The sequence below is a fragment of the Nitrosospira briensis genome (genome assembly GCF_900115125.1).
GTDB classification, from domain to species: domain Bacteria; phylum Pseudomonadota; class Gammaproteobacteria; order Burkholderiales; family Nitrosomonadaceae; genus Nitrosospira; species Nitrosospira briensis_A.
Genome location: NZ_FOVJ01000012.1, coordinates 1 through 23971 on the forward strand (window position 1 = coordinate 1; position 23971 = coordinate 23971).

Annotated in this window: 23 protein-coding genes and 3 pseudogenes; 10 read left to right on the plus strand and 16 right to left on the minus strand. The window is 52.4% G+C overall.

Annotated features, from left to right (window positions below; translation table 11 throughout):
- Together BMZ14_RS14190 and BMZ14_RS14195 are read left to right on the plus strand one after the other, a co-directional pair.
- On the plus strand, window positions 1–537 hold a 537-nt coding region (locus BMZ14_RS14190; protein ID WP_143072014.1), incomplete at its 5' end, for a WD40 repeat domain-containing protein.
- Window positions 538–694: 157 nt separating this feature from the next.
- Entirely contained in the window at window positions 695–1249 is a 555-nt protein-coding gene (locus BMZ14_RS14195) for a recombinase family protein (protein WP_074798732.1), read from the plus strand.
- Between the two features lie 49 nt (window positions 1250–1298).
- Here BMZ14_RS14195 and BMZ14_RS14200 read toward each other — a convergent pair.
- Together BMZ14_RS14200 and BMZ14_RS14205 are read right to left on the minus strand one after the other, a co-directional pair.
- A pseudogene (locus tag BMZ14_RS14200) lies at window positions 1299–1490 on the minus strand (IS6 family transposase); the annotation flags it as partial.
- 94 nt (window positions 1491–1584) lie between these two features.
- Complete coding sequence (locus tag BMZ14_RS14205) at window positions 1585–2073, minus strand: hypothetical protein (RefSeq protein WP_074798734.1); 489 nt, start codon at window positions 2071–2073, stop codon at window positions 1585–1587.
- 508 nt (window positions 2074–2581) lie between these two features.
- On the opposite strand from BMZ14_RS14205, the gene BMZ14_RS14210 reads away from it, so the two are divergent.
- The 3 genes and pseudogenes from BMZ14_RS14210 to BMZ14_RS15540 all read left to right on the plus strand — a co-directional run bounded on the left by BMZ14_RS14210 (window position 2582) and on the right by BMZ14_RS15540 (window position 4954).
- Complete coding sequence (locus tag BMZ14_RS14210; protein WP_074798737.1) at window positions 2582–3379, plus strand: hypothetical protein; 798 nt, start codon at window positions 2582–2584, stop codon at window positions 3377–3379.
- A 21-nt stretch (window positions 3380–3400) separates the two neighbouring features.
- Window positions 3401–4135: an HpcH/HpaI aldolase family protein gene (locus tag BMZ14_RS14215; protein ID WP_074798739.1), complete on the plus strand. Its 735-nt coding sequence runs from the start codon at window positions 3401–3403 to the stop codon at window positions 4133–4135.
- 126 nt (window positions 4136–4261) lie between these two features.
- Window positions 4262–4954 (plus strand): annotated as a pseudogene (locus BMZ14_RS15540) (2OG-Fe dioxygenase family protein).
- Window positions 4955–5168: 214 nt separating this feature from the next.
- On the opposite strand, the gene BMZ14_RS15560 reads toward BMZ14_RS15540, so the two are convergent.
- The 8 genes from BMZ14_RS15560 to BMZ14_RS14265 form a co-directional block, all read right to left on the minus strand.
- Window positions 5169–5408 carry a recombinase family protein gene (locus BMZ14_RS15560; RefSeq protein ID WP_305728843.1) on the minus strand — a complete coding sequence of 80 codons (240 nt, stop codon included), beginning with the start codon at window positions 5406–5408 and terminating at the stop codon, window positions 5169–5171.
- 208 nt (window positions 5409–5616) lie between these two features.
- Window positions 5617–7905 (minus strand): AAA family ATPase, encoded by a 2289-nt coding sequence (locus tag BMZ14_RS14235; RefSeq protein WP_074798744.1) that lies wholly within the window; start codon window positions 7903–7905, stop codon window positions 5617–5619.
- 166 nt (window positions 7906–8071) lie between these two features.
- Window positions 8072–9301, minus strand: coding sequence for a type II restriction endonuclease (locus tag BMZ14_RS14240; RefSeq protein WP_074798746.1), 1230 nt, complete (start codon window positions 9299–9301; stop codon window positions 8072–8074).
- The gene (locus BMZ14_RS14245) at window positions 9298–9765 is read right to left on the minus strand and encodes a very short patch repair endonuclease (RefSeq protein WP_074798748.1); all 468 of its coding nucleotides are present in this window, start codon (window positions 9763–9765) and stop codon (window positions 9298–9300) included. Before BMZ14_RS14245 ends, BMZ14_RS14240 begins: the two co-directional genes overlap by 4 nt.
- A gap of 4 nt (window positions 9766–9769) precedes the next feature.
- Window positions 9770–11017: a DNA (cytosine-5-)-methyltransferase gene (gene dcm / locus BMZ14_RS14250; protein WP_074798750.1), complete on the minus strand. Its 1248-nt coding sequence runs from the start codon at window positions 11015–11017 to the stop codon at window positions 9770–9772.
- 562 nt (window positions 11018–11579) lie between these two features.
- On the minus strand, window positions 11580–12404 hold the full coding sequence (trfA, locus tag BMZ14_RS14255) for a plasmid replication initiator TrfA (RefSeq protein ID WP_074798752.1): 825 nt from the start codon (window positions 12402–12404) through the stop codon (window positions 11580–11582).
- A 98-nt stretch (window positions 12405–12502) separates the two neighbouring features.
- Entirely contained in the window at window positions 12503–12757 is a 255-nt protein-coding gene (locus BMZ14_RS14260; RefSeq protein WP_074798754.1) for a hypothetical protein, read from the minus strand.
- Entirely contained in the window at window positions 12750–13406 is a 657-nt protein-coding gene (locus tag BMZ14_RS14265) for a ParA family protein (protein ID WP_074798756.1), read from the minus strand. Before BMZ14_RS14265 ends, BMZ14_RS14260 begins: the two co-directional genes overlap by 8 nt.
- 148 nt (window positions 13407–13554) lie before the next feature.
- Here BMZ14_RS14265 and BMZ14_RS15550 point away from each other — a divergent pair, with 148 nt between their 5' ends.
- Complete coding sequence (locus BMZ14_RS15550; protein ID WP_256208673.1) at window positions 13555–13686, plus strand: hypothetical protein; 132 nt, start codon at window positions 13555–13557, stop codon at window positions 13684–13686.
- A 16-nt stretch (window positions 13687–13702) separates the two neighbouring features.
- On the opposite strand, the gene BMZ14_RS14270 is transcribed toward BMZ14_RS15550, so the two are convergent.
- On the minus strand, window positions 13703–13981 hold the full coding sequence (locus tag BMZ14_RS14270) for a hypothetical protein (RefSeq protein ID WP_074798758.1): 279 nt from the start codon (window positions 13979–13981) through the stop codon (window positions 13703–13705).
- A gap of 401 nt (window positions 13982–14382) precedes the next feature.
- Between BMZ14_RS14270 and BMZ14_RS14275 the strand changes: the two genes are divergently transcribed.
- On the plus strand, window positions 14383–15270 hold the full coding sequence (locus BMZ14_RS14275) for an exonuclease/endonuclease/phosphatase family protein (protein WP_218145046.1): 888 nt from the start codon (window positions 14383–14385) through the stop codon (window positions 15268–15270).
- A gap of 218 nt (window positions 15271–15488) precedes the next feature.
- Here the strand turns inward: BMZ14_RS14275 and BMZ14_RS14280 are convergent.
- The 3 genes and pseudogenes from BMZ14_RS14280 to BMZ14_RS14290 all read right to left on the minus strand — a co-directional run.
- A pseudogene (locus BMZ14_RS14280) lies at window positions 15489–15702 on the minus strand (Tn3 family transposase); the annotation flags it as partial.
- A 132-nt stretch (window positions 15703–15834) separates the two neighbouring features.
- Window positions 15835–16485 (minus strand): hypothetical protein, encoded by a 651-nt coding sequence (locus BMZ14_RS14285; protein WP_074798762.1) that lies wholly within the window; start codon window positions 16483–16485, stop codon window positions 15835–15837.
- Window positions 16486–16887: 402 nt separating this feature from the next.
- Window positions 16888–17577 (minus strand): SOS response-associated peptidase, encoded by a 690-nt coding sequence (locus BMZ14_RS14290; protein WP_074798764.1) that lies wholly within the window; start codon window positions 17575–17577, stop codon window positions 16888–16890.
- A gap of 84 nt (window positions 17578–17661) precedes the next feature.
- Between BMZ14_RS14290 and BMZ14_RS14295 the strand changes: the two genes are divergently transcribed.
- From BMZ14_RS14295 to BMZ14_RS14305, 3 genes are all read left to right on the plus strand, one after another.
- Complete coding sequence (locus BMZ14_RS14295) at window positions 17662–18135, plus strand: LexA family protein (protein WP_074798766.1); 474 nt, start codon at window positions 17662–17664, stop codon at window positions 18133–18135.
- Between the two features lies 1 nt (window position 18136).
- Window positions 18137–19447, plus strand: a complete 1311-nt coding sequence (locus BMZ14_RS14300) for a Y-family DNA polymerase (protein WP_074798768.1) — start codon at window positions 18137–18139, stop codon at window positions 19445–19447.
- Window positions 19448–19528: 81 nt separating this feature from the next.
- Window positions 19529–19828, plus strand: coding sequence for an HU family DNA-binding protein (locus BMZ14_RS14305; RefSeq protein WP_256208676.1), 300 nt, complete (start codon window positions 19529–19531; stop codon window positions 19826–19828).
- Window positions 19829–20456: 628 nt separating this feature from the next.
- Here the strand turns inward: BMZ14_RS14305 and BMZ14_RS14310 are convergent.
- Both BMZ14_RS14310 and BMZ14_RS14315 read right to left on the minus strand, forming a co-directional pair.
- Window positions 20457–21884 (minus strand): hypothetical protein, encoded by a 1428-nt coding sequence (locus tag BMZ14_RS14310; RefSeq protein WP_143072015.1) that lies wholly within the window; start codon window positions 21882–21884, stop codon window positions 20457–20459.
- Between the two features lie 224 nt (window positions 21885–22108).
- On the minus strand, window positions 22109–23959 hold the full coding sequence (locus BMZ14_RS14315; protein ID WP_074798774.1) for a tetratricopeptide repeat protein: 1851 nt from the start codon (window positions 23957–23959) through the stop codon (window positions 22109–22111).
- Window positions 23960–23971: the final 12 nt, after the last annotated feature.

Below are 23971 nucleotides of genomic sequence, written 5' to 3' on the forward strand. Positions count from 1 at the left end.
ACGGCGCGCCTGTGGGATGCAGCCAGCGGCAGAGAACTGCAGGTCTTGCGCGGCCATGAAAAGGAAGTAATTGGCGCGCAATTTTCTCCTGATGGCAAGACGGTCCTGACCGCAAGCTGGGACGAAACGGCGCGCCTGTGGGATGCAGCCAGCGGCAGAGAACTGCAGGTCTTGCGCGGCCATGAAAAGGAAGTAATTGGCGCGCAATTTTCTCCTGATGGCAAGACGGTCCTGACCGCAAGCTGGGACGAGACGGCGCGCCTGTGGGATGCAGCCAGCGGCAGAGAACTGCAGGTCTTGCGCGGCCATGAAAAGGAAGTAATTGGCGCGCAATTTTCTCCTGATGGCAAGACGGTCCTGACCGCAAGCTGGGACGAGACGGCGCGCCTGTGGTTTTGCTGGGTTTGCCGTCCCGCGAATGAAATCGCGATAGAAATGACAACGACTATCGGGCGAGGACTAACCGAGGAAGAGCAACGTCGGTTTGGCTTGAAGGGCAACAAGGCCTTTTCACTATCCTCCTTATTCCCCAGGTAGGGTAATTCGTCATTTTTAGGTACACCCTAATCTGACAAAGCTCGCCTGACACTTTTACCGTCTTTTAATGTCAATTTAGGATTAATAATTATATTAATTGACAATCAGTACATAAGGTCACAAAATCTAACCTGACATTTATAGCAGGGGGAGAACCATGACCAGTCAAAGAATCGGATACATCCGGGTGAGCTCGCTTGACCAGAACGCCGAGCGCCAGCTCGACGGGGTTCACCTGGACAAGGTATTCACCGATAAGGCATCCGGCAAGGATACAAACCGGCCGCAACTCCAGGCCGCGCTCGATCACATTCGTGCAGGGGATACGCTTGTAGTCCATTCCATGGACAGGCTCGCCCGTAACGTGGAAGACATGCTCAGGCTTGTGAGGGAGATGAACGACCGCGGTGTATCAGTTCAATTCGTCAAAGAGAATATGAGCTTTACCGCTGGTAGTGATGACCCGCGTTCTGTCCTGATGTTTACCATGCTCAGCGCTTTCGCTCAGTTTGAACGCTCGCTCATCAAGGAGCGGCAGCGAGAAGGGATAGCCCTGGCAAAGGCCAAAGGAATCTACAAGGGCAGGAAGCCCGCCCTCAACGCAGAGAGGATTGCTCAACTGCGAGAGCAAGCCGCGGCCGGAGCGAATCGGACAAAGCTGGCGAAGGAGTTTGGGATAAGCCGGGAAACCCTTTATCAATACATTCGGTAAGAAGGAAGACTGGGGTTATGAGGGTCATGAATCGATGAGCAAAGAGCAAGGGCGATTTCCAATACCACCTCAGGCGCTTTTCCATTTCTGGCTCGTAATGCTGAACCCAACGGTAGAGCGTCGTATGATCTACATCAAGACCACGTTCCAGCATCATTTTCGCCAAATCACGATAGCTGATTCCGTATTTGCAATACCACCTGACACAACCCAGAATCATCCCCCGCGGAAATGACGCCATTTAAAATCTGACATTTGAGGATGTGTCCTGAAAAATACCATGGTGCACCGGGCTTCTTATTTTTGCAACAGAGGCCGTTGGACTTCAACCCCCCTTAACAAGCAGTAACTCGCCATTTATGGGAGCCCCCTCCCATTACTTTAGCTGTGTTTCTTAAAGGCCATGCCACCCTCGAAGAAAAAAGCACATTAGGAACTTCATACACATAACGGCCACAGCCACGTCTGAGTTGATGCGACAAATTCATAACGTGTGCTTCAGTTGGATTGTAAAGATCAAATACAAAAACCATATCATCTGGCCAATTATGGTCGTTAGCTGCGGCAACAGGTGTATCTATAACCCAATGGAATAAGACTTTGACGGTAAATTCACTTATTTCCTCAACCTCAATCCTTACTTCTGAAACAGTGGTGGTCCAAGCATAAGAAGTAAAAAGCCAATCATTAGACCAATAATAAATTTTTTTAAGCCCTTTGGTTCTAACCTTCGCATCCGCCTCCATTCCCACAAGAAAACTTATCTCTCCTTCCATACCAAGGGATTCACCGGACTTAAACTGGCTATTGACTGTGTCGCCCACAATTTTCTCCAATTAGGATTTAAAGGAAATGCAACTTATTCTAATGTCCTAATTAAGAATTTTGCAAAACTATTTTTGTCTTTTTTGAATAGAAATTTCTTGGAAGAATTTTTAGGAAATTTTGAACGTGGCAACCTAGGGGCTCATCGCCGCCCCCCTCTGACACCTCCCCACTAGGATACGTTCAAGGGTGAGGCGGCATGTTGATCTTGAGAGCGGGGCAATGTATTCTGGATGCGCGGTACAGCAGGGATGCGATGACCGCCAAGGGTGAGTAATCACCACAAAGGCCAGCCCTCAAAAGCTGGTCTTTGTTTTTGGCGCGTACCTCAGAACGTTACGGCGTAACAGTGCTTCTCCAGCAAGGTTCCCGAAAGCCTTACCCTTTCGCCCTGGCCTCGATGCTGCGCACCAAGCGAGACACGAAGCTGCCAATAAGACTATGGATCAGCTTTAATTAGGAAACAGTGGCATAATCAATCATTAGCTCTCCTCAATACTTCCTTTCATGGAAAGAATAATCGCAATCATTGCTATTGCGCTAAGTACACTCAGCGGTACTCTAGGGCTCATTCTCTCCTTCTTCGGAATTCTTACTATTTCCCCTGATATCTGGTTTTCTTATACTTTAACGGTAGTTTCCATATTTATGGCTTATGTTTTTTGGTGGTGTGAAAAACACCAAAAAATTTTAAAAAAAATTTCCGAAACCTCTTATGATGGTCTTGAGATATTTTATGACAGTAGATCCTTTCTTGAGCGTGTTACCGATCTCACTGTGGGTGCCAAAAGCATACGTACTGTTAATTTATCCGATACACCGGACTCATTTCATCATTTGGAATCTTATTTCTCTGCAATCCATACTTATATTAAAACTAGTAATAAGCTCATTAGCTTTCGTCGTATTGCTGGTATTCAAAATGATGAAAAAGCCGTTTGGTTACTGAGCTCATCCTCAAGCCTTATTAACACATCACGCCTCTCTGTCGCCTTTGCAGACATGCGTCATCCACACGGAATTGATCTTTGCTTTCATATTGTGGATCGAGAAGATGGGAAATATACATTTATCTTTCCTTCAGTTGATTTGACAGGACAAATGCCCGCAGTTTTGTTCCGTAATGACCTTGTTGCACAGTCTATGGCTACCTACTTTGACAATTTATGGAATAAGCTTCCTCACTTACACGAAGGAAAAAAGATCAGGATGGAAGCTTTTGTCATACTTGAAGATTGGTTTCCTGGTTTAAAAGAAAATACTGCTTATAAAGCAGCCAAAACTTCTCTAGCTTCAAAAATATAATATATATTACCGGAGCCCTTCATGAAAAATTGGCTACTTGCTGGAAAACCCAAGCTAGGAGTTGTAGCTACTATTCCTCAATTAGCCATTGCTGAGCTTATCAAATCGGCTGGCTTTGATTGGGTATGGATAGATGCTGAGCATGGCGGGTTTAACGAGATAAGTGCAGCCACCTTCTGTGCTATTAATCAGTCCGGACCCAAAACCCTCGTACGCATACCAGATAAAACAGGGACCACGTTAAAGCGATATCTCGATATCGGTGCTGACGGCATTATCATCCCACAAGTAAATAATATTGATGAGATTAATGAAATAATGCATTGGTCTTTGTACCCGCCTGCAGGAGAAAGGAGTGTGGGAATAGCAAGGGCACAGGGATATGGTGCAACTCTATCAAGCTATATAACACAACGCCAATATGCGATTATTATTCAAATAGAAACTAAAGCCGGATTTCATAATCTCAATGAAATTTTGCGCGATGATCGAATTGATGGGATTCTCGTTGGGCCTTACGATCTAAGTGGCTCTCTTGGGGTGATGGGGCAGGTTTCTAGTCCAATAGTTCAAGATGCCATCAAAGAAATCCTATCATCCTGTAAACAGGCGTCGATACCTTGTGGAATCTTTGCAGGAAATATTGATGTCGCAAACACATATCGGGATTTAGGTTTTGATTTTATTGCGATAGGTGTTGATGCTTCTCTCCTTTTAGAAAGCTTCAAAAACATAATTAAAACAACTACAGAATAAACACAACTACAGAAATTTATATGAGATGCATATAAATAAGCCTCCCAAATAAATTAATCCACTTCCTAAGGGTCAATGCGAAAACGTATGAAATTCTCAAGACACGGAATCTTCAGAAATGAATTCATGTCCTTAGAAACACAGGAAGAAGATCGAATCCAGCTAGGCGAGTTAAAAAAACATTTCCTTAATCTCAGTCCAGACCCTTATCTAGACCAAAAATTTGGAGAACGTTACCGTGCTCATAGCAGTGCGGTAATTTCCGACTCTGAAATTACCTGGATTCAACCAGACCATTTCCTCCAAAAATCTTCAGAAAATAAATTGTTTGGAGGGTTAAAAAGAAAATTTCCACCAGTTAGTAACAAAATGCTTGATATACCAGTTTTGATAAAAACGATATTTGATTGCCGAGAGATATACTGTTATTTATTTGGCGAGACTGATCTTTAAATCGGTCTTCACATAATACGAACCAAAGCATTTTCTGGACGTCCTGCGTTTCCTGCCCCTGAAGGAATACATAGAGACGGCTTTCAAGCAATATCAGTTCATCTAATTAATAGAAGCAATATAAGCCAAGATGGGGGTAGAAACTATCTTTTCAGAGAAAGCCAGAAAAATCCGTTTGCCTCTATTCTTCTAGAAAACACTGGTGACGCATTGTTTATCAATGACTCAATTGTGAGACATGATGTATTACCATTTGAACCCCTTGATATATCGCAACCTGCCCTCCGCGATATACTTGTTCTTACTTACGGTCCCAAACTAGAAAGAGCTCCAGAACCGGGGGAACACAATGTCTTATCGGCATAGGCTCCCTATCGCAACGACATTAACCACAATCTCATCCTATTCCTTTAACCATAAATTCTGAGTCGAAAAAACTTCCTTTTTAAAGACACTTTAGCTTCTGCCTCAATGCCCGGCGCAGGGTACCCCGGTCAACGTTCAAGTAAACCCGTCGTGCCAGAACCCGTTGACGTCCCTTCCCGCACCATCTGCGAAGCATGATTTATCTGTTCCCGGCTCAGTTTGGGAGGTCTGCCCATATGCTTTCCCCGCTCCTTGGCCGCCTGCATTCCGGCCTTTGACCGCTCGATATCAATGACGGCTCAAACCCGGCCCCATATTTTTGCAGCTTCTCGATCAGGGAAATCAGAAAGCTTAAAGAACGTCCTAGGCGATCCAGCTTCCAAACAACCAGAACATCGCCCTTCCCGCTCAATGGTTGCCCCGCTGACCCCCTGATCGGTAAAAATCCGCACACCCCGCCCTACCCAAGGCGTCCATCTGCAAGTTAAGATTCTGGTCGTCCGTGGATACCCTCGCGTAGCGCCGATTTTTATCAATTTCAGCCTCCTATTTTGCACCACCCTTTTGCACCACTTTGAAGCTAAAAAAATGACTTGGCAATTGTTCGTTTTAGCGCGGCAAAAGGAACCCCCTTTTGCACTCAACAATCCTATTTCCTATTTTCAGGCCTGCAATGCATTCACAATCCGAAGTGTTCTTCGGCTGAAACCACCCAGCTCGATTGGATCGATCTGGTCGGGTGTAGCATCAGTAAAGTTTTCACCATGGTGGTATTGGGCGGTATAGTCATTAATCTGATTCAACTCGTCATATAGGGGGGCTGCGGAGTGCGCCGACCCGCTTTCGCGAATTTTGCGAACAACCTCGCCAAGCCAGTCGCCTTCATCGAAATAAAGAGGGTAGGTTGTTAGCATGTATGTTTCCAAAACGGTGCGCATCTTACGGATGATATCGATATGCTTGCCAGCGCCATTCGTAACAAAAGCCTGCAAATCATCTATATCAGTTGCGGTGCGGCCTTGGCAGGCCTTCTCAAGATTAAAAGCCGCGATTTTCGATCCGAACTGGCCGTGATCAGCCAATGTGAGAGCTGCGCGCTCGGACGCCGGACATTTCTCCCATATCAGCTTTAGGAAAGCTGCATCATGCGAGAGCACAAGCACTTGGACACATTTACCCGCTATCTTGACAATCTCATGTATCGTCTGACGCCTCCTGAAGGCATCCTGGCTGTTGAACGGATCATCGAATACAACAATCTTGTTAGCCAAACTCCCGTCACGCTTCAAGTGCGCTAAGAAAAAAGCGAGGGCAAGGGTTGATCGATCCCCCGCACTCAGGGTGTTCTTGAAACTCGGTATATGGTGCGGCGTATTCCCGCCTCCAATATCAATTGCAGTTTGATTGATGATAAGTTGATAGCTCGAAGTGGCGATGCCGCCAGCGTAGGTGTGTTTTGTTTCTGCTATTCTGAATCCAGCATTAAAGGCATCCAGAAAATCATTGATTCTTTGCTGATATGGCTTTACTACACCCCTCGTATGTAGCTCTAGTTGTTGGCGGACCCTCATTTTTTGATTCTCGATGCCGGTTTTTTGCAGTATCAATCGGCTGTAGTCGTCGCATAGTTTGGCTACACTTACGCTGTGTCGTGTCTTGACTGCTTTCATGCGTGCCAGTTCGGCGTTAGCGGCTGAAAAATCGGCTGTTCCAACTTCTGTTTTCTTAGCTGTAATCAAAGCATTTGCCTGGTGGACAGCCTGGTTAAAAGCATCCACTTTCTCTTTCTCTACCTCATAGCCACCCATTGCCTTCATAAAAACGTCATCAACAAGGATAGCTTCAAGTGGCTCCCTGATCTTGCGCTCTATCAAGGCCAAGCTCGCCTCGTTCAAAGATTTAATAGCGCTAGCAATCGATGCGGGGTAATCAAGAGCAGCTGTATCGAGCTGGCAATACTTGCTCCAAAATTCGATGCCACCTTTATGCTGTTCTGCCAACGTGTCCAGCCTAGCTAAAGCGGTGTCGCCAAAAGCGTGGTCGATTGTTACCTTCATTGCGGTAATCGCACCGCGCAACGCCTTGTAGCTGTCGCTGAAAACTGTCTGATAGGCGGTTATCAGTGATAAGCCATCGACCGCCTGACCACAGAAAGGGCAGGATTCGCTACTATGGTCAATGCCTTGAACAATCCAGTTTGCGCCGTTGGATAAAGTCATGCCATGCGCTGCCAAATGGACATTAATCTGATGCTCTGCGTCTTTGGTGATATCGCCGATTGTTTTGGCAAGCAGTGCGGTAAATCCATCCGGCAAGGCTGGCAATTCCAGTCTGGCCAAGCTTGGACGGGTCTTTATAGTAGTGGCCTCGCGGATAGCGGTCAGTCGCGATTCTTGAACAGCAATCTGCTCGTCCATGTCGTCTATTTTTGGCAGGGCAATGAAGCTTTCCAGCTTTATGCCGGACAGGAGATGTGTTTGAATCGCCTTGGCCGTGTTGCTGATTTCTGTTGTTTTTGCCCTACCCTCGCCAGCCAGTTTTAATTCCTGTTCGGCGAGACTCACGCCAGCCTCGCCAATAATCACACGGTAAAGATTGCGTTTCTGATCGATATCCACCACATCGCCAGAATGAACATTCTGGCTGATAAAAATACCATCAAAGATGGCGAGATTGGAATATGCGACACTCCATGCACTGCCATTGAATCGGATATTGCCGTTACTGGTCAGAAGGTCGATACTCGGGGCCTCACTTACTCCTAAGGTTTTGCGACCTAAAACATAGCCTGCGTCGGTAGTCTTCAAGGATCGCAAAATTGAGCATATCGTCGTTTTACCGAAACCATTAGCGCCAAATATAAAACTGTACTTAGCAAGACTTGTATCACCGCCAATCTGAGAATTACGAAATCTACCTACATTCTTGATATATATTATTTTTTTTAACATTTTTTCTTTTGGAAAGTGAATTACTGCGTAAAATTTTCCGTTCCCCCTGCCCTGCCCTAGATTAATTCAGGCTGCCTTGAGGGTCGCTGCGACGTCCCCTCCGTACTCGAAAGTTCTCGCTGAATCATCCACTGAAATACTCTCCCGGGTACTGCATCAACGCTTTTTACACACCCGTTCCGGATTTATCCTGCCGCTCCAGCACCAAACCTGTAAAGTCGGCTATATCCATCAGCCATGACTGCTGTAGAGATGTATAAGTGGAATGAAGGGCGCGCGGCAGGACAAGCTGGAGCTGCTTCGCCTGCATTTCATCGGTCTGGTTCGTGCTGATTGCTGTTTCAAGAGTTAACAGGTGTTTTCGGCTGATCCGGTCTCCCTCGGCCAGTACCTGCCGCCAGCGGTCCTTGCAGGTGGACTTTACTCCAAGCAGGGTTAGATTCAGCGGATTGAAGCCAGGGTTATGATATTCCGCTACTCCGGGGAACAGGAAGTCGGGTTTCGATTTCCGCTCGGTGACAGCCGCTCTTTTATAGCGGATACCGTTCTCCATGAACATGATTTCCAGGTGATTTTCAAGCGCATGGCCGACCCGGCTTTTTCTCCGGTTCTGCACTGAAAGCGAAAAAGATATGAAACCATCAACGTCGCCGTGAAAACCTTGGGTCAGGCGGTCGCCTATCAGGTGACGCTCAAGGGTGCGGAACAGTATTTCCTCACGCTCCATCCATGCCACGATGGCAGCATCCTGTCCGTCCCGTGCATTGACATCTTTCAGTGTCGAGCGGGCATAAGTCGAAAACTCCCGTGTCGGGGGAAATCTCCCACCAAACCTTTTCAGCATGTCATCAAGGTGATTCTCCTCGGGTGTCTCAACAACGATGCCTATGTTTTCCAGGATCAGCCGGGAGGCAAATTCTATGCGGTCCTGCTCCGTTTCCAGCTCCTCCCGTATCGAGAATCCCGGATGGGCAAGGTCTGATACGCCAAACAGCCATTGGACCTGATTGGCGATTGTCGAGCCTTTTTCAGCCACAACAACCAGTACCGATCCATCCGGGCGCCGGGCGATAACAAGCAGGTCCCCTGCGACAGCGCATTCCGAAACGGTAGTTGTCGGGAAATACAGCCGGTGTTCGGAACGGGTCGGATGTCGCTCTCTGGCGTCATACCAGGTCAGGTATCCATCGGCAATTGCAGGATCATCGTCATGGTCGTTGAGATAGATGAATCTGGCCGGATAGGTCTGTTTGCCGTGGCCCTGACCAAACAGCTTTTTCAGACCCTCGACGCCGTTGAATTCATGCTGGTTGCTTCTGAATATGTCAGCTTCTACTGAGCTGAGACGCTTCACGGCAACGCCGGTGAAGTATTCTGACAGATGACCTGCTTTCATTTTTCTCCTTCGGGGCTGGCCGCAAGTTCCAAGTTAGGATTGTTACTGCGTAACCATGTATCAATAAATCCTGTCAGGGCCACATCATCAAGCCTCCTCCGCCCCCTGATCGCACATTCCCAGACAGTCAGAGTGCGCCATCCGGCAGCGTTCAGCGCAGCTGTAGCACGATGATCATTCTCGCGGTTCCGGTCAATCTTGGTCTGCCAGAAATCGGGGCGGGTTGAGGGAATCCTGAACAGGGGGCAATCATGGCCGTGCCAGAAACACCCATGAACAAATATAACGGCATGGTGGCGGGGAAGTACGATGTCGGGTTTTCCGGGAAGGTCGCGGACGTGAAGGCGAAAGCGGAACCCCTGCCGGTGCAGCAGGCTTCGCACATGTAGTTCAGGTTTGGTATTGATGGCCCGAATGCCGCTCATCATGCGGCTGCGGGTGGCGGCGTCCACGATGTCTGTCATGACATCATATCGGCAGTGATTTCTGACCGGTTTCCTCCTGCTCCCGAAGATTGAGGATGTGGGGAGCCATGAGTCTGGCTACCTCACGCATGACGGGAACGATGACACTGTTTCCGAACTGCCTGTAGGCCTGCGTATCGCTGACAGGTATTTTGAAACTGTCGGGAAAACCCATGAGCCGTGCACACTCGCGGGGGGTCAGGCGGCGCGGATTCTTTCCCTGGCCACGGAACACTAGGACCTCCGAACCATCCTTGTAGTAACGGGCAGACAGGGTACGTGAAATATTGTCAGGAGTGACAAGCCCGAAGCCGAAACCGTTCCCCGCCGCCCGGTGTTTTGCGGCATAAGCCTGGAGATAAGCCCATAGCTTGTCACTAAGAACATATTTTCGGTGTACCTTGCCTTTTGGGCCGGTCGTGAATGGTTCCTCGGTGGGTTCGGTACCATCCTCCGGGTGCAGGATTGCTTTGAGCTTTGGCCCCTCTTCCGGTAACTTCAGCCCGTCCCATGAAAAACCGCTTTTTTCACGGAATCCGGCAATGATGATGCGCTCCCGGTGCTGCGGGACAAAGTGCTGGCCGTCAATGACCTTGTAATGCACGTCATAGCCCAGTTCATTACGCAGCGTCTCAATGATGATCCTGAATGTATTGCCTTTGTCGTGGGAAAGCAGGTTTTTGACATTTTCAAGCATGAAAGCTTTGGGTTTTTTGGCGGCGATAATACGGGCCACATCAAAAAACAGGGTTCCTTGCGTCGTGCACTCGAAACCATGCGGACGGCCAAGGGCATTTTTTTTGCTGACGCCGGCGATGCTGAACGGCTGGCATGGAAACCCGGCCAGCAGAACGTCGTGGTCCGGAATTTCATCGGCAGTGTATGGGACTATATCGCCGATGAACGGATGATCGCCGCCAAAATTTTCGAGGTAGGTCTTTCTGGACCAGTCGTTCCATTCACTGGTGAAAACACATTCTCCCCCGGCACTTTCAAAGCCGAGGCGAATGCCACCAATTCCAGCGAACACGTCTATGAAGGTAAACCGTTCGTTTACGGCCGGTAATTCAGTAGCCGGACAGAACATGATTTCCCGCAGGGCAGGTTCCAGCATTTTGGGACAAGGAGTTTCTCCTCGTTCCCAGCGGGAAACGGTTTTCGGGACAACATTCAGCCGGGCCGCCAGATCGCGCTGTGTATAACGTTTACGGGCTTCCTTAAGCAATGGCAGGGGGGGAGATTCTGATAACATATACCTTCTCAGGGAATTTTAGAGGACATTATGACTGTTAGGATTCCCAAAAGATAGCTCAGAATGACAGTTTTCCCGGATTGAGATGATTAAATCACCCTTGTTTGTATCCTAGCGGGTGAATTTGCCCTGAAAGGGCAAAGAGGGGTGGCAATGAACCCCTAGAACTGGTTGTGAGCGTGAGCAAACTCTTTATTGGGGGGTATTTTTTGCCCCCTTTGGGGGCCTCGATATAAACCGATTCCGAAAGCACGGCATCCGATGCACATTGCCCCCCTTGTATTAAGAACAGATTAAAAAAGATTAGCACTAAAAATAAACGGTATTATCCAGTTGATTATAAAAGTATATTAGAAACTCATTAATGCATCGGATGCCGTGAGTCGTGTGTATCGGATGCCGTGAGTCGCGTGTATCAGATGCCGTGCCCCGTGCATCGAACACCGTGCCTTTATGCATCCGATGCCGTGTCCGTGTGCATCGAACGCCGTGTCTGATTACCCTGCTCCACCCATAAGCTGATAAGGAGAGTCCCTAGTTTGATATGCATTGGATGCCGTGCTTACGCGCGTTTCACGAGCGGTGGTGCCCGCTCTACCTGCACCAGGTCGCCCTCGAATTTAAAGGCTGACAGAAAACCCACGTTCACCAGTTGACTAAGCGCGGTGCGTACCTGACGTTTGAAGCTTGCGACTTGCTTGTTACGACTGCCCGTATAGGCTTGCAGGGTTTCCAGCTTTACCGCAAACGGTTCCCGGTGGCTGCTATAAAAGGCATGAAGGGCTTGGGCGAGAGGCTGGCTACGCAGCTCTTGGCGTTGCTGCCAGTCGAGGGCCGTCCACTGGTTTTCCCCAAACAGCCGGATAATCCCCTTATTCAGCTCGACGCCGTAATGCCGGGTTAGCTCATCCTTTGCACCGGATTTAATGAGCGGGCCAAAATAGGTTTTCCCTTCGTGGGTTACCTCTACCGCGCAAGCGGTAAGGCGTAGCAATGTCGAATGGAGCTGCTTATGCTGGCTGTTACCTGTCCCCATGCCCATAGCCTTCAGAAGCCCGTGGGCGGTAAAGCTGCAAAAGGTGCCAAGGGGCTGCTCGCGTGCCATATGAACAATGGTTTCCCATACGTCGAGATCGGTCTGATTGAGTTGCTCGCCAGTGAACTTGACGGTTATGCCGTCTTGGCTGGCTAGGACGGCTTCCTTGATGTACTGGCGGTCCTTGCTCTGGATCGCGGCGAACAGGGCGGAACGAATAAAGCTATTGGGTGCGCCGCGCTTAGGCTCAGGCCATAGCGGGAGCTGGATTACAGCATTTCGCTCACGCTCGGCCAGATTTTTCTGCATACGGGTGAGCACGGCATCTAGTGGTCTGTTCTTTTTGGTCATGCGTCTCCTACCCTGCCCTGTCAGCAGCCGCTATGTAACCCCTATGCAAACATGCCTCCCATCCTTCATGAGAAGGAGAGACTCGCTCCCTTTTCAATCTAAGCATGCTTGTCATCTTTCATGTAAGCATGAAAGCATGCAAGCATGAAATCGCTAATGGTCTGGTCGCGCTCGGCAGCCGCGATCTTGATTGCTCTGGCAGCATGGCGTGGAATGCGCACCTGCAAGGGAATCTGCTCGGCCTTCTGGACGGACGTGCTGAGGGGAACGGGACTACGAGCAGGAGTTGCGGCTTTGGGCGTGATCTGGGGAGCAGCAAGGGCATCAGGAGTGAGAATGACGGCTTTAGCCATGTCGTTTTCCTTTTTCAGTTTTTAGCATGTTTGCATGCAAGCATGTTTTTATGTTTTTCCAGAGGGCGGCGGTTTCAATTGCGGCAGGGCCTTTACCGGTCAGTTCGATGGCTGTGCGGCCATCGGTCATGGAGGCAGCGTAGGGTACGCGGTCGGCAATGAAGGTTTCGGCAACCGGACCATAATGGGAGAGGGCGGCAGCGGCCTGTCCTGTAATACTGGCGTTTGCCTTGGCTTGGGTCAGAATGAAAAGAAAGGGAATATCGGCCTCCTTGAGAAGCGCAACCGTTGCCGCAGCGGCCCATAGATCCGATGGGCTGGGACGGATAGGCATGAGCACAATGTCGGCTAGGCGGAAGAGGGCAACGTTCTCGTCAGTGCGGGTCGGCGCAGTGTCAATGATGCAGTACTCGGCCTGGTGCTGCTTTAGCATCTGTAGGCCAGATTCCAGGCCAGCCAAGGGCACATCGGCGCGTTGTGGGGCTTCAGCCTCGCGCTTCTCATGCCAGGTGCTCAATGTGCCTTGCGGGTCGGTGTCGATCAGAAAAACCGGACCATCACCTGAAAGCTCAGCCTGGACAGCAAGATGGGCACAGAGTGTCGTTTTGCCGCTGCCGCCCTTCTGCGAATTGATAACGATTGTTTGCATGCAATCATGCTCCTATGCCTTCAGTTTTTTATGTTTGCATGCAAGCATGACAGAACAGAACGCAGTGTCAAGATGCCAAATGAAAAAATAAGCGAATTGGATGGGATAATCGCCTCACGTGAAAAATAAAAACGACTCCTGAATAATCATGCTTTCCCTTCCTCGCAGTACTTTTCAGGGCGGCTACAACGTCGCGCTCTCTTCTGCCGAATGGGAAAACCCGCACGCAGTCGAACGGCTGGCCTTCAGGGGCGGAACGTCATTGTTCCTCGGCGCTTGAGATTACAAGCAGGGAATCACCTGCGTTTAATACGTTTAGTCCGATGGCCAATAGTAAGAACGTCTCCGTCGTGGCTGCTTTCGACCTTGTACGCGTCGAGGTACTCGCTCATCTTGCGTACCGGTGCCCGGCCAAATGCCCGTTCCATGGCGCGAATGCTGGCACGGCTGAAATACCGGAGCACGCCACCATGTCCGTCATGCTTCTCCTCGCCAAACTGGTTCAGCCATTGCTCAACAAGCGGGGGGATGCAGCGCTGCTGAGCGCGTACGGCTGCGTGGACGCTCCTGTTCATGATTGACGCTCGGTTTGCGATTTTCCGAACTCGTCGTTGAGTTCTTCAAAAGTTTCTGTGCCGCTTCTTCGTTGGCTCGGCATTCATTCGCAAGCTTCCATTTATCTTCGGGGCGCTTTATCCAGAGATCGCGCCAGGCGTTACGGCTGGTTCCGGCAATCATATTAGCGAAGCTCCCGGGAGAGACCGGCTTTCGCTATAAACGATCGACATGTTCATTGAAGCTCCCGCTACACCGGAGATCCTCGCGTTCGCTGAACTTCTCCGCGAACATAGGGACCCTTTGGACAAGGCCGATGTGCAGCGCACGCGACATCCCCGGGATCGGCGAGACCGCTAAAGCGATTGTGTGCGACGGGATCCCCGACTTATACTCAACGCTCCTCGAAAAGAACCCCAATATGGTCAAGATCATTTTCTGGAACGTGGAGCATTTGTCGCCAGCCGCGGTGGAGATTGCGCAATTTGCGCTGCAGGCGGCCGAGAGGTCTGCAAAACAGCAGGAGGCGGCGATTGCCGCCGCTGCCTCCGTTGGCGGCAGCGAATACGGCAAGATCACGCGCGCCCAGACAAGGTCGAGCACAAGGAGCATCGCCGCCGCGAGCGCGGCGGGAAACCGCTTCGAGCGCGCTGAGGCGCGCGGCTACGTCGTCATCGAGCGGGCACGCATGAAGGCTGAGCGTCTGAAAAAAAAGCTCGAGCTCTCGGAGGATCTAACCGTTTCGGCGCCCCAAGTCTTTTTCTGCGAAGTACTCCCCAATCATCCGCATTCGCGCAGCCCGCTGCTGGGCGCCGCCGTTGCCGGCGGCGCAACGTTGTGCTACGCGCACTATGCCGGAGGCGTAAGCAGCCCCTTCACCAATTGCCCCATTACCGATGGATGGTATGTGGGCCCGGTGCTCGTGATGAGCCGGGTGCCCAAAGGCTTGGTCATCAACGGAAGAACAAGCGGTGCCGTACGCTTCTGCTACTGGCACGCTCCCTCAGGCAACAACGGGAAGATCGTCGCGCAGATGGCCAACGGGCTCAACGCGGGCGGTCAACCTTTCGTGCTTTTCGGTGACCTCAACGCGGAGCCGGACGATTACGCCATCTGGCTCCACCCCAACGTGCGCATCATGCGGCCACCGGGCGGCACGCGAATCTCGGGGCGGGCGCTCGACTACGCCGTCACCAACTGCCCGACGTTCCTCCAGGACTGCCGGCCCCTTTATTCAGGCAGAAAAAACTACGAAATCAAGCAGGATACGGGGTCGGATCACATGGTGATGGTGTTCGGGCTCAAGTGACTTGGACCTCACGCTCCGCCAGCAGCGATTCTACCGTCACGAAATATCGCAAAAACTGCCGCCGTTAGCTGAAATCGACCACGCATTCACGCCCTAAAACTCGCGTTACAGAATGAACAGTAATACCCCCCATTACCAATACCATACTGAGTCACCTCCGCGTCGTTGCTGGCTTTGCGTACCGTCAGTTATTGCACTGAAAATGAGGGGACCCCTTGCTATGTGAATCCATTGCGCTCAATAGGGAAACGGAACACCTCGCGCAAATTGATTCCCTCAAGCCGCGCGGGGCGATCTTGCCGATCAATCGGATGCTACGACCTGCCTGCGATTGGTCCAGCGATCCAGGATTGTCTGCATCTGCGCTGTGTTCCAGGCCATCACGATGTTAGCCAGCAAGATCAGCGCATCGGCCACCGCCTGCATCTCGTCGGTAATCCGGTAAAGAAGCCCCCCACCGCCTGCACCCCAGCCTCCCAATCTGCCCCGCCCCTGTCCTTAGTTCTGGCCTCAAAGCCGGCTCATGCTCCTTCAAGCCCATGGCAAGCGCGGATGCAAAAGCATTTAATTCATGTGGAGTAGGTCAGATGGCAGGGTCCTGCCGCCGCTGGCCGAGACAAAGCTGATGGTGATATTGGAATTGACGGGCGGGTCCACTTCGTCGGTCTTGCCCTCGATGCCGAATGCCTCCCGCTCGAGGCTCACCAGCGTTTTGAGGATGTCCACAAGCTTTTTGGCCGCGGCGACGCGCATTGGCAGCTCAATTACCTGGTTGTACAGCTGATTGAGCCGGTCCTGATCCAAGTCCCCCTTGTTCATCACTTCGCCCAGCTCCTCGAGCAAATGCTTGTGGTTGGTCAGGGTTTCCAGTTCTGCCAGCAGCGACAGAAAGATTGCCCTTATGCGGCTTATTACCCTTCTGTGATTGAGAATGACGTTCTTTTGGGTTTCGGCGGCGACCTCGACCAACGTTTTTTCTGAAATCTGCCTTTCGGTGTTAACCATGCTGTTAACCATGGCCCTGTTAAGTCGGGCTTGCGTGGCCACTTTGATCTTTGCCACCAGATCCTTGCTCCAGCCTTCCTTGTCTGCACGCTTCTTGATCGACACATGCGAGATCCCGTACTCGGAGGCCATTATGCGCAGCGACTTGATGCCGGCACGATAATCGTTTTGTATTGCTTCCCAGTCCACCGGCTTTTTCAGACCTGCCATGATTCACCTTTAGTTGAGCTTGGAGCCATTCAAATCAGGCCAAAAAGAACATAACTGATGAGGCGGGTACGCAGAAGGGGGAGAGTTTACCGCATAAATGCTCCTCAAACGCATCAGGAGCGTCCAAGATGCACTATTTAGATTTTTTTATAGACTAGGGTCAAAGAAAAATTTAAATCGATTGTGGAGTGTTTAATCGGATGTAGCAGAGTGGGTTTAGCGATCCCCTATTTTAGAACTGGACTGGTCGGCTCGTAGTAGCACCGCCCAGTCCAGCAGCCGATCTGGTGACGATGGGTACCTAGTGGCAGAGTTGGGGGAAGATTACACCGCACCAGAAATCCCGAACTTCACCACCCAAGCAATATCTTCTTGATGCGGCTTCGGCCTTGCCCTAATTATTTAGTCATATTCATAGTTTATTGGCGTTATCAACTCTCTCCCATTGTTATTCGGATCGACCCGGTTCACTGCTCTATCTACTCTCCACCAGGTAAAGGCTTCGGTAGGCAAAGAGCGCGTTTGTGCGATATGCGCCGCTTCCTCAAGCGGCGTATCAGGGTCCATCCAGCGCCACGCATCCTCCGGTTCCAGCACAACGGGCCGGCGGTCATGTATATCCACCATGCCGCCTTCACAGTCCTCGGTGACGATGACGAACCCGACTTCAACGTCTTGCTCGGTGTAGGGGCGGAAGTTGGTTAGCCCAGCCATGAAAATCGGCGACTCGACCTTGCGGGTGATGTACCAGGGCTGCTTCTTGCCGCCCTCTAGCGTCCACTCGAACCATCCCCCTCCAGGAATGATTACCCTCCCCTCGCGGAACATGTGCCGGAAATAGCGCCCTGTCAGGGCTTTTTCTACACGCGCATTGATCCAGGGTTTTCTCTTCGCCGCAGCCTCGGCAGGTGTCCGATAGCCCCAGGTTTTGCCGATGAATTCCAGTTTGTGATCGCGCAGCATGATCATCCACGGGCACAGGCCGGGCGCGATGTTGTACGACTCGATATGCTCGCCGCCGGTCCACTCGCGATCCTCGCTGGTATCCGCTCCTAGCGCCCGCGTAATACCTGCGTGTTCCGGATTGTTCAAAACGTCCGCACATATCAATAATTGTAATCGAGTCGATAGGTCGCTTTATACTGGGTACTGCCCTAAATATTGAAAGCGTCTGCCATGACAACAATCATTCCATTCATTCCGCGCAGCACTTCGGCTGCACTGCCTCACCTGCAGCCAGCGGCTGCCTCCCCTGCCGTTTGCCGGGTGCCGTTATTACGGCATCGCATCCCGGCTGGCTTTCCTTCGCCGGCAGACGGGTATGTGGAATCCGCGCTTGATCTTAATACCTATCTGGTGCGCAACAAGACCGCGACCTTCTTCTTCCGGGTGATTGGCGATTCCATGACCGGCGCCAACATCCATGATGGGGACATGCTGGTGGTGGACCGCTCCATTGAGCCGAAGCACGGCCACATCGTGCTGGCCGTCATCAACAATGAATACACCGTCAAGCGACTGCACAGTATGAACGGCGTAATAGAGCTGCACGCGGAAAATCCCGCCTACTCGCCCATCTGCTTTCAGGAGCACGATGAATTGCAGGTGTGGGGCGTCGTGACCGGCGCGGTATCGCGCTTTGCCGTATAGCATGGCATCAGCAGCTTCTGCCCAGGGGCGCTTGTTCGCCCTGGTGGACGTGAACAATTTCTATGTGAGTTGCGAGCGGGTATTCAATCCGCATCTTGAAAACCGACCGGTAGTCGTGCTCTCCAACAATGACGGCTGCGCGGTGGCCAGGTCCAATGAGGTCAAGGCGTTGGGGGTCAAGATGGGCGCGCCCTGGTTCCAGATGCAGGAACTGGAAAAGCAGCACGGCATCGTTGCGCTCTCATCCAACTATGCGCTCTACGCGGACATGTCCAGCCGCGTGGTGTCGATTCTGCGCGACTACAGCCCCAACGTGGAAGTGTATTCCATCGATGAGAGTTTTCTCGGTTTGAACGGCCTGCACAGCCTGTGGCCGTCTTTTGCCAGCATGGGGCAGTCCATTCGCCAGCGTGTGTTGCAGTGGACCGGCTTGCCGGTGTGCGTCGGCATCGGCCCATCGAAAACGCTGGCCAAGCTCGCCAATCACATTGCCAAGAAAAATTCCCGCTTCAACGGCGTGTGCGATCTTGCCGCCATGAACCCGGCAGAAATAGACGCCCTGCTGGCCGGCATCGAGGTCGGGGAAGTCTGGGGCGTGGGCGGTCGTATCAACGCACACTTGCAAGCAGCTGGAATCTGGACAGTGAAGGATTTGCGCGATGCGCCTTTAACCTGGCTGCGCTCACGCTTTGGCGTGGTGATGGAGCGCACCGGCAATGAATTGCATGGCATCTCCTGCTTAGACCTGGAAAAAATTGCCCCGCCAAAAAAACAGATTGTCTCTTGCCGCTCTTTCGGCCAAGCGGTCCATGCCCTACCTGATTTGAGCGAAGCTGTTGCCAGTCACGCAAGCCATGCCGCGGAGAAGCTGCGCCGCCAGGATGGGGTGTGCAGCGCCATCCATATATTCATCCATACCAATCCTTTCCGCGAACAGGACCCGCGATACAGCAACAGCATCGTCATCCCCCTGCCCAATGCAAGCGCGGATACCCGCTTGCTGGTGCGCGCCGCCCTGTTTGGCCTGAAGAAAATCTACAAGCCGGGCTATGCTTATATAAAGGCTGGGGTAATGTTGATGGGCATAGGGGAAGCGCAAGTGGCGCAAGCTTCATTGTTGCTGAAGCATGGCGCGGGGCAGCGCTCTGAAGATCTGATGAAGGCAATGGATGCCCTGAACCGGCGCTACGGGCGCCATACCGTATCTGTATTTGCCTCAGCAGCCGTTAAATCCTGGGCAATGCGCCGGGAGAATATGTCGCCCTGCTACACGACCCGGTGGAGCGATGTGCCGCTGGCGCATGCCCGATGATAACCGGATACCAGGCAGCCTACCCCCTGCCCTTCGTAACAGCAAAAGTAAATGCAGCAAATCCAGTAAACCACCATCCTTATAAAGAGAAAAAAAACCATGAACAAGAACGAGCTCATTGAAGCAATGGCCGCCAAAACCGGCTCCACCAAAGCCGATGCCAGCCGTGCGGTGGTGGCATTGACTGAAATTATTGCGGATGCCCTGAAAAAAGGTGATTCTGTCTCCCTGATCGGTTTTGGAACCTTCGAGGTGCGCAGCCGTGGCGCGCGCACCGGCCGCAACCCCAAAACTGGTGAAGAGCTTAAAATTGCCGCCTCAAAGATTCCGGCATTCAAGCCCGGTGCCGCACTCAAGGCCACGGTCAACGATGGTAGGTAGTGTATCCAAAACGTATGCGTATTGAATCGCATTGATCCTGAGGACTTGGTCAACCCCTTTAGTAGGGACAAGTGTGTTTACTCCTTGTCTGTTCCAACCCTTTTTTCAGAGGGGCATTTCCGTGCGTACCATGCTGCGCACTAATTTTTTGCGCACCAGGTATTAGCCCCCGCTTCTGCTTGAGGAAAGTAGCTTGTGCGTTGTTTAGTAATGGTTTTATTTAGAAGCCCACAGCGCGATTCGCATCAGCACGACTTGCGCCGGTCTTTGCAACCATTGCATCCAGCAGTTCTTTTTTATTCATGGCTTGTGCTCCGTTTCCAATCAGTTAATCAGGGGACATTATAGAGTGCCAGGAGCAGGCGACGGGATTACGCGTATTGGAGTACGCAGGGTTCCGTTTTTTTTGTGTTTTTTGGTCATTTTGCACCCCTTTTCATGCTTTCGTGTTCTCGCGGGCCGTTATAAGCAATTGCCCCTCAATGCCCCTTAAGGAGGATAAAGGTGGAAGGATAGAAGAGGAGCAGGGAGCAGGAGGAGTGGGAAGGTAATAGCTCGCATTGAGGGCTTATAAACCGACTGAAAACCCGCTCCAGCTCTTACTCTTCGGCATTTTCACGTTTTGGTTTTATAGCCTGGTCTTGTTGAGGTCTGGAGGTATGGAAATCTGGTTCTCCTCAAGGGTGATGTGATAGCCCGTTTTCTCATGGATGGTCTGCGCCAGGGGAGTGACATCGAGCCGTTTGCTGCTTGCAAAGCCATCATGCTGCAGAAGAACGATGTCCGCGCCGTGCAGGTCCAGCACTTCTTTCAGGATGCTGGCCTCCACGCCCTGGATGAGGTGGGCCAAACGTTCAGGTACGCCTTTGCTGACGCTGATGGATTTGCCCACCGCGTTGAATATCACCCCCCTGCTTGGCCGCTGCGCGGCCAGGATGATCTTTCGCCCCCGCTTGATGTCCTCATGGATATTCCTGAATACCGGGTCCTGGAAAAGGAGACGAGCTGCAGCCTCGCCAATTTCCTCCGGTATGGCATTCTCGGGAAAGACGTTGGCCCGGGCGCCATACATGATCGCCAGCAGGCAGACTTTGGCTTGCTTATCGGTGATGCCCATCCTGTGGGCGATACCGAGCCTGGTATGCGATGTACCGGCCAGATAGCGCTTGATGTTCTGGGCCTCATATCCTGCCCGCTGTGCCATCTGGTCGAATATCGAGTAATGGCAGTTTTGGATGTCGTACTCCCACAAGCCATGCAGGGCCGACTGTTTAATCAGGCGGGGTGCTGTTTGCAGGTTGACGTTCTGCGCATAGAGTCGACCTGAGTCTGATTCAACGTAGCGCTGCATGACAAATCCAGGACCTGCCACATCAGTGCTGGCCAGGGCCAGGATCTTCCCGGCAATTTCCACCATGTGTTTCAAGCCAGGTATTTCCTCTGCTGAAAACAGGTCGGCAGTATTGATCTCGATCTGCATTTCGAGCCATTGGACCAGTTGGCTAAGCCGCGCCCTGTCTATCGGCGTGGGCATCATCCTGGCAGCGCCCGTCCATTTCGATGCGGTGATGCCGGCCATGTCCTTGGATGCTACTGCGTTTGGTATCGAGCGCATGCGGCGGCCGTCCTCAAATAGAAGGCGCACGCTTGGCCGGCGGGTGCGGATGTGCTTCAGCATGCTGTGCTGGGCTTTCAGGATGTCCGGCTTCAGCTTATAGCCCCGTGTATGTTGGTCCTTGCAGTCATAGGGGAAAACATCAAACAGGTCCAACTCACTGTTGAGCGCCTGAAATCGGCCTCGTCCGAATTTTTTATCGAGCTCCTGGTAGGTAAAGAAGACCGCCCCATCGTATCTGGCGTGCTTGCGGCGTTTGCTCGATGCCTGCCAGAGGAGCCCGGCAATGCCGTACTGGGTCCGTGGCTCGAGGAGCCGGAAGCCAGGGCGTACCCTAGCCAGCATCGGGACCATGCCCGCAATGAAGTACGAGCCTTGCTTTCCTATTTTTCCCCTCGATGAATACCTCTTATGGGGCGGGACTGCAGGTAGGTCAGGCATGAGCCTAATCCTGGCATCGGATGAAACCGAAAATATAAAGCCTCTATTCCTGTTTATTTACTGAAAAAACGGGCAAAAAATGCCTCTATTTGCATTTCTCTCCTTCAGACAAAAATTGGGAGGCTGAATGAGCTTCTTCTGAATCCGGGACTCGATTTTTCAAGTAGAAGCAGATGATTTACCAAGATGAGAAGAGCGGCAGACGTTAAAGACGAAAACAGCGTTCATTTGCCCGCGCGCCGCTTCAGATCTTTGATCATCGAGGCATCGCGTGGCGCCAGGAGGTCGCGGCTTTGCATCGCACGCGCTGTCTCCAGCGCCTTCGCAAGGTATTTTGAATCGCTGGACACCAGATACACTTCTACGTAACCGACTAGAACGTCGCGCTGCCACTCTGCATTGCCGAGATCGGCCCGGGCCAGGCGTTCTCGGATGACAAGGGAGGCCTGGTAGCTTGCCAGGGCGGCGGGGAGAGTGCCTTGGGCGACCTGCACGTTGCCGACCTTCTCATACGAGATCGACAGGTCGCGCTGCCACTCTGCATTGGCGGGATCGGACCGGGCCAGCCAGTCCCGGATGATAAGGGAGGCCTGGTAGCTAGCCAGGGCGGCGGCGAGAGTGCCTTGGGCGGCCTGCACGTTGCCGACCTTCTCATACGAGATCGACAGGTCGCGCTGCCACTCTGCATTGGCGGGATCGGACCGGGCCAGCCAGTCCCGGATGATAAGGGAGGCTTGGTAGCTAGCCAGGGCGGCGACGAAAGTGCCCTGGGCGACTTCCACGTCGCCGATCTTCTCATACGAGACCGACAGGTCGCGCTGCCAGCCCATATTGCCGAAATCGGACCGGGTCAGGCGATCGGCGATCGCAAGGGCTGCTTGGTAGCTAGCCAGGGCGACGGGAAGAGTGCCCTGGGCGGTCTGCATGTCGCCAATCTTAATATAGGAGACCGACAAGTCACGATGCAGGCCCGTATTGCTGGGATCGGCCTTGGCCAGGCGCTCGGCGATGGCAAAGGCTGCCTGGTGGCTAGCCAGGGCGGCGGGGAGATTACCTTGGGCGGCCAGCACGCCGCCGATCTTGTTATAAGAGACCGACAAGTCGCGTTGCCGGTCCGTATTGCCAGGATTGGATCGGGCCAGGCGCGTGGCGATGGCAAGGAATGCCTGATAGCTTTTCAGGGCGGCGGGAAGAGTGCGCTGGATGACCTGTATATCGCCGATCCTGTTATAAGAGACCGACAGGTCGCGCTGCAGGCCCGTATTGCTGGGATCGGCCCGGGCCAGGCGCTCCCAGATGATAAGGGAGGCCTGGTAGCTAGCCAGGGCGGCGGGGAGATTGCCTTGGGCGGCCTGTACGTTGCCCAGTTCGGTCAGAGCCACGGAACGCCCGCGATCATCTTGAGCGGTGTCAGCCGCAGCCTTGGCGGAACGCAGGGCTTCCGAAAGTTTTCCAGCCTGCATGTACAATCTGCCTAGTTCCACCCAGTCCCAATGCACGCCGGGGTCCAACCGCGTGACCTCTTCGAAGCGGGCGATGACTTGCGCAGTAGTGATTTTTCCCCTAGTGCGCGCTTCCAGCGCAAGCGTGGCGTTGTGCCGGGCCTCCACAGCACTTTCAATGTCAGCTCGTCTCTGGCGGGCCGCATCTCGTGCCACGCGCAGATCATCCAGCACCGCCAGTGCGCCAATCTCGTCCCCGGCATTAAATCGTGCCAGGGCGGCAACACCTTCGGGCGTTGCGGCAATGCTCTCCAATGCCCCGCGGAAAACCGCGATCTCGTGCGCATAGGTCCGGTCGCGCGCGGCCAATGCTGCAACATACCTCTCTTCGGCTGCAGCAAGCTCGGAACGAAGTCGCACTTCGCCCTCAAGAACTCTGGCGCGCAGACTCTCAATCTCTTTCCGTTGGATTTTAAGCCTGCCATCAGCCACCTTCCGGGCAGCAGCCTGGGTAGCGGATGCTGCATAGAGCGCCGCGGTGACTTCTGCCCGCGCATCTGTCTTTAGGATGGCAGGGGTAGGCGGCTGACTGGTGGCAGAGGATGGCTGCCACCACAACAGCCCCAGGATCAAGGGTAAGGATCT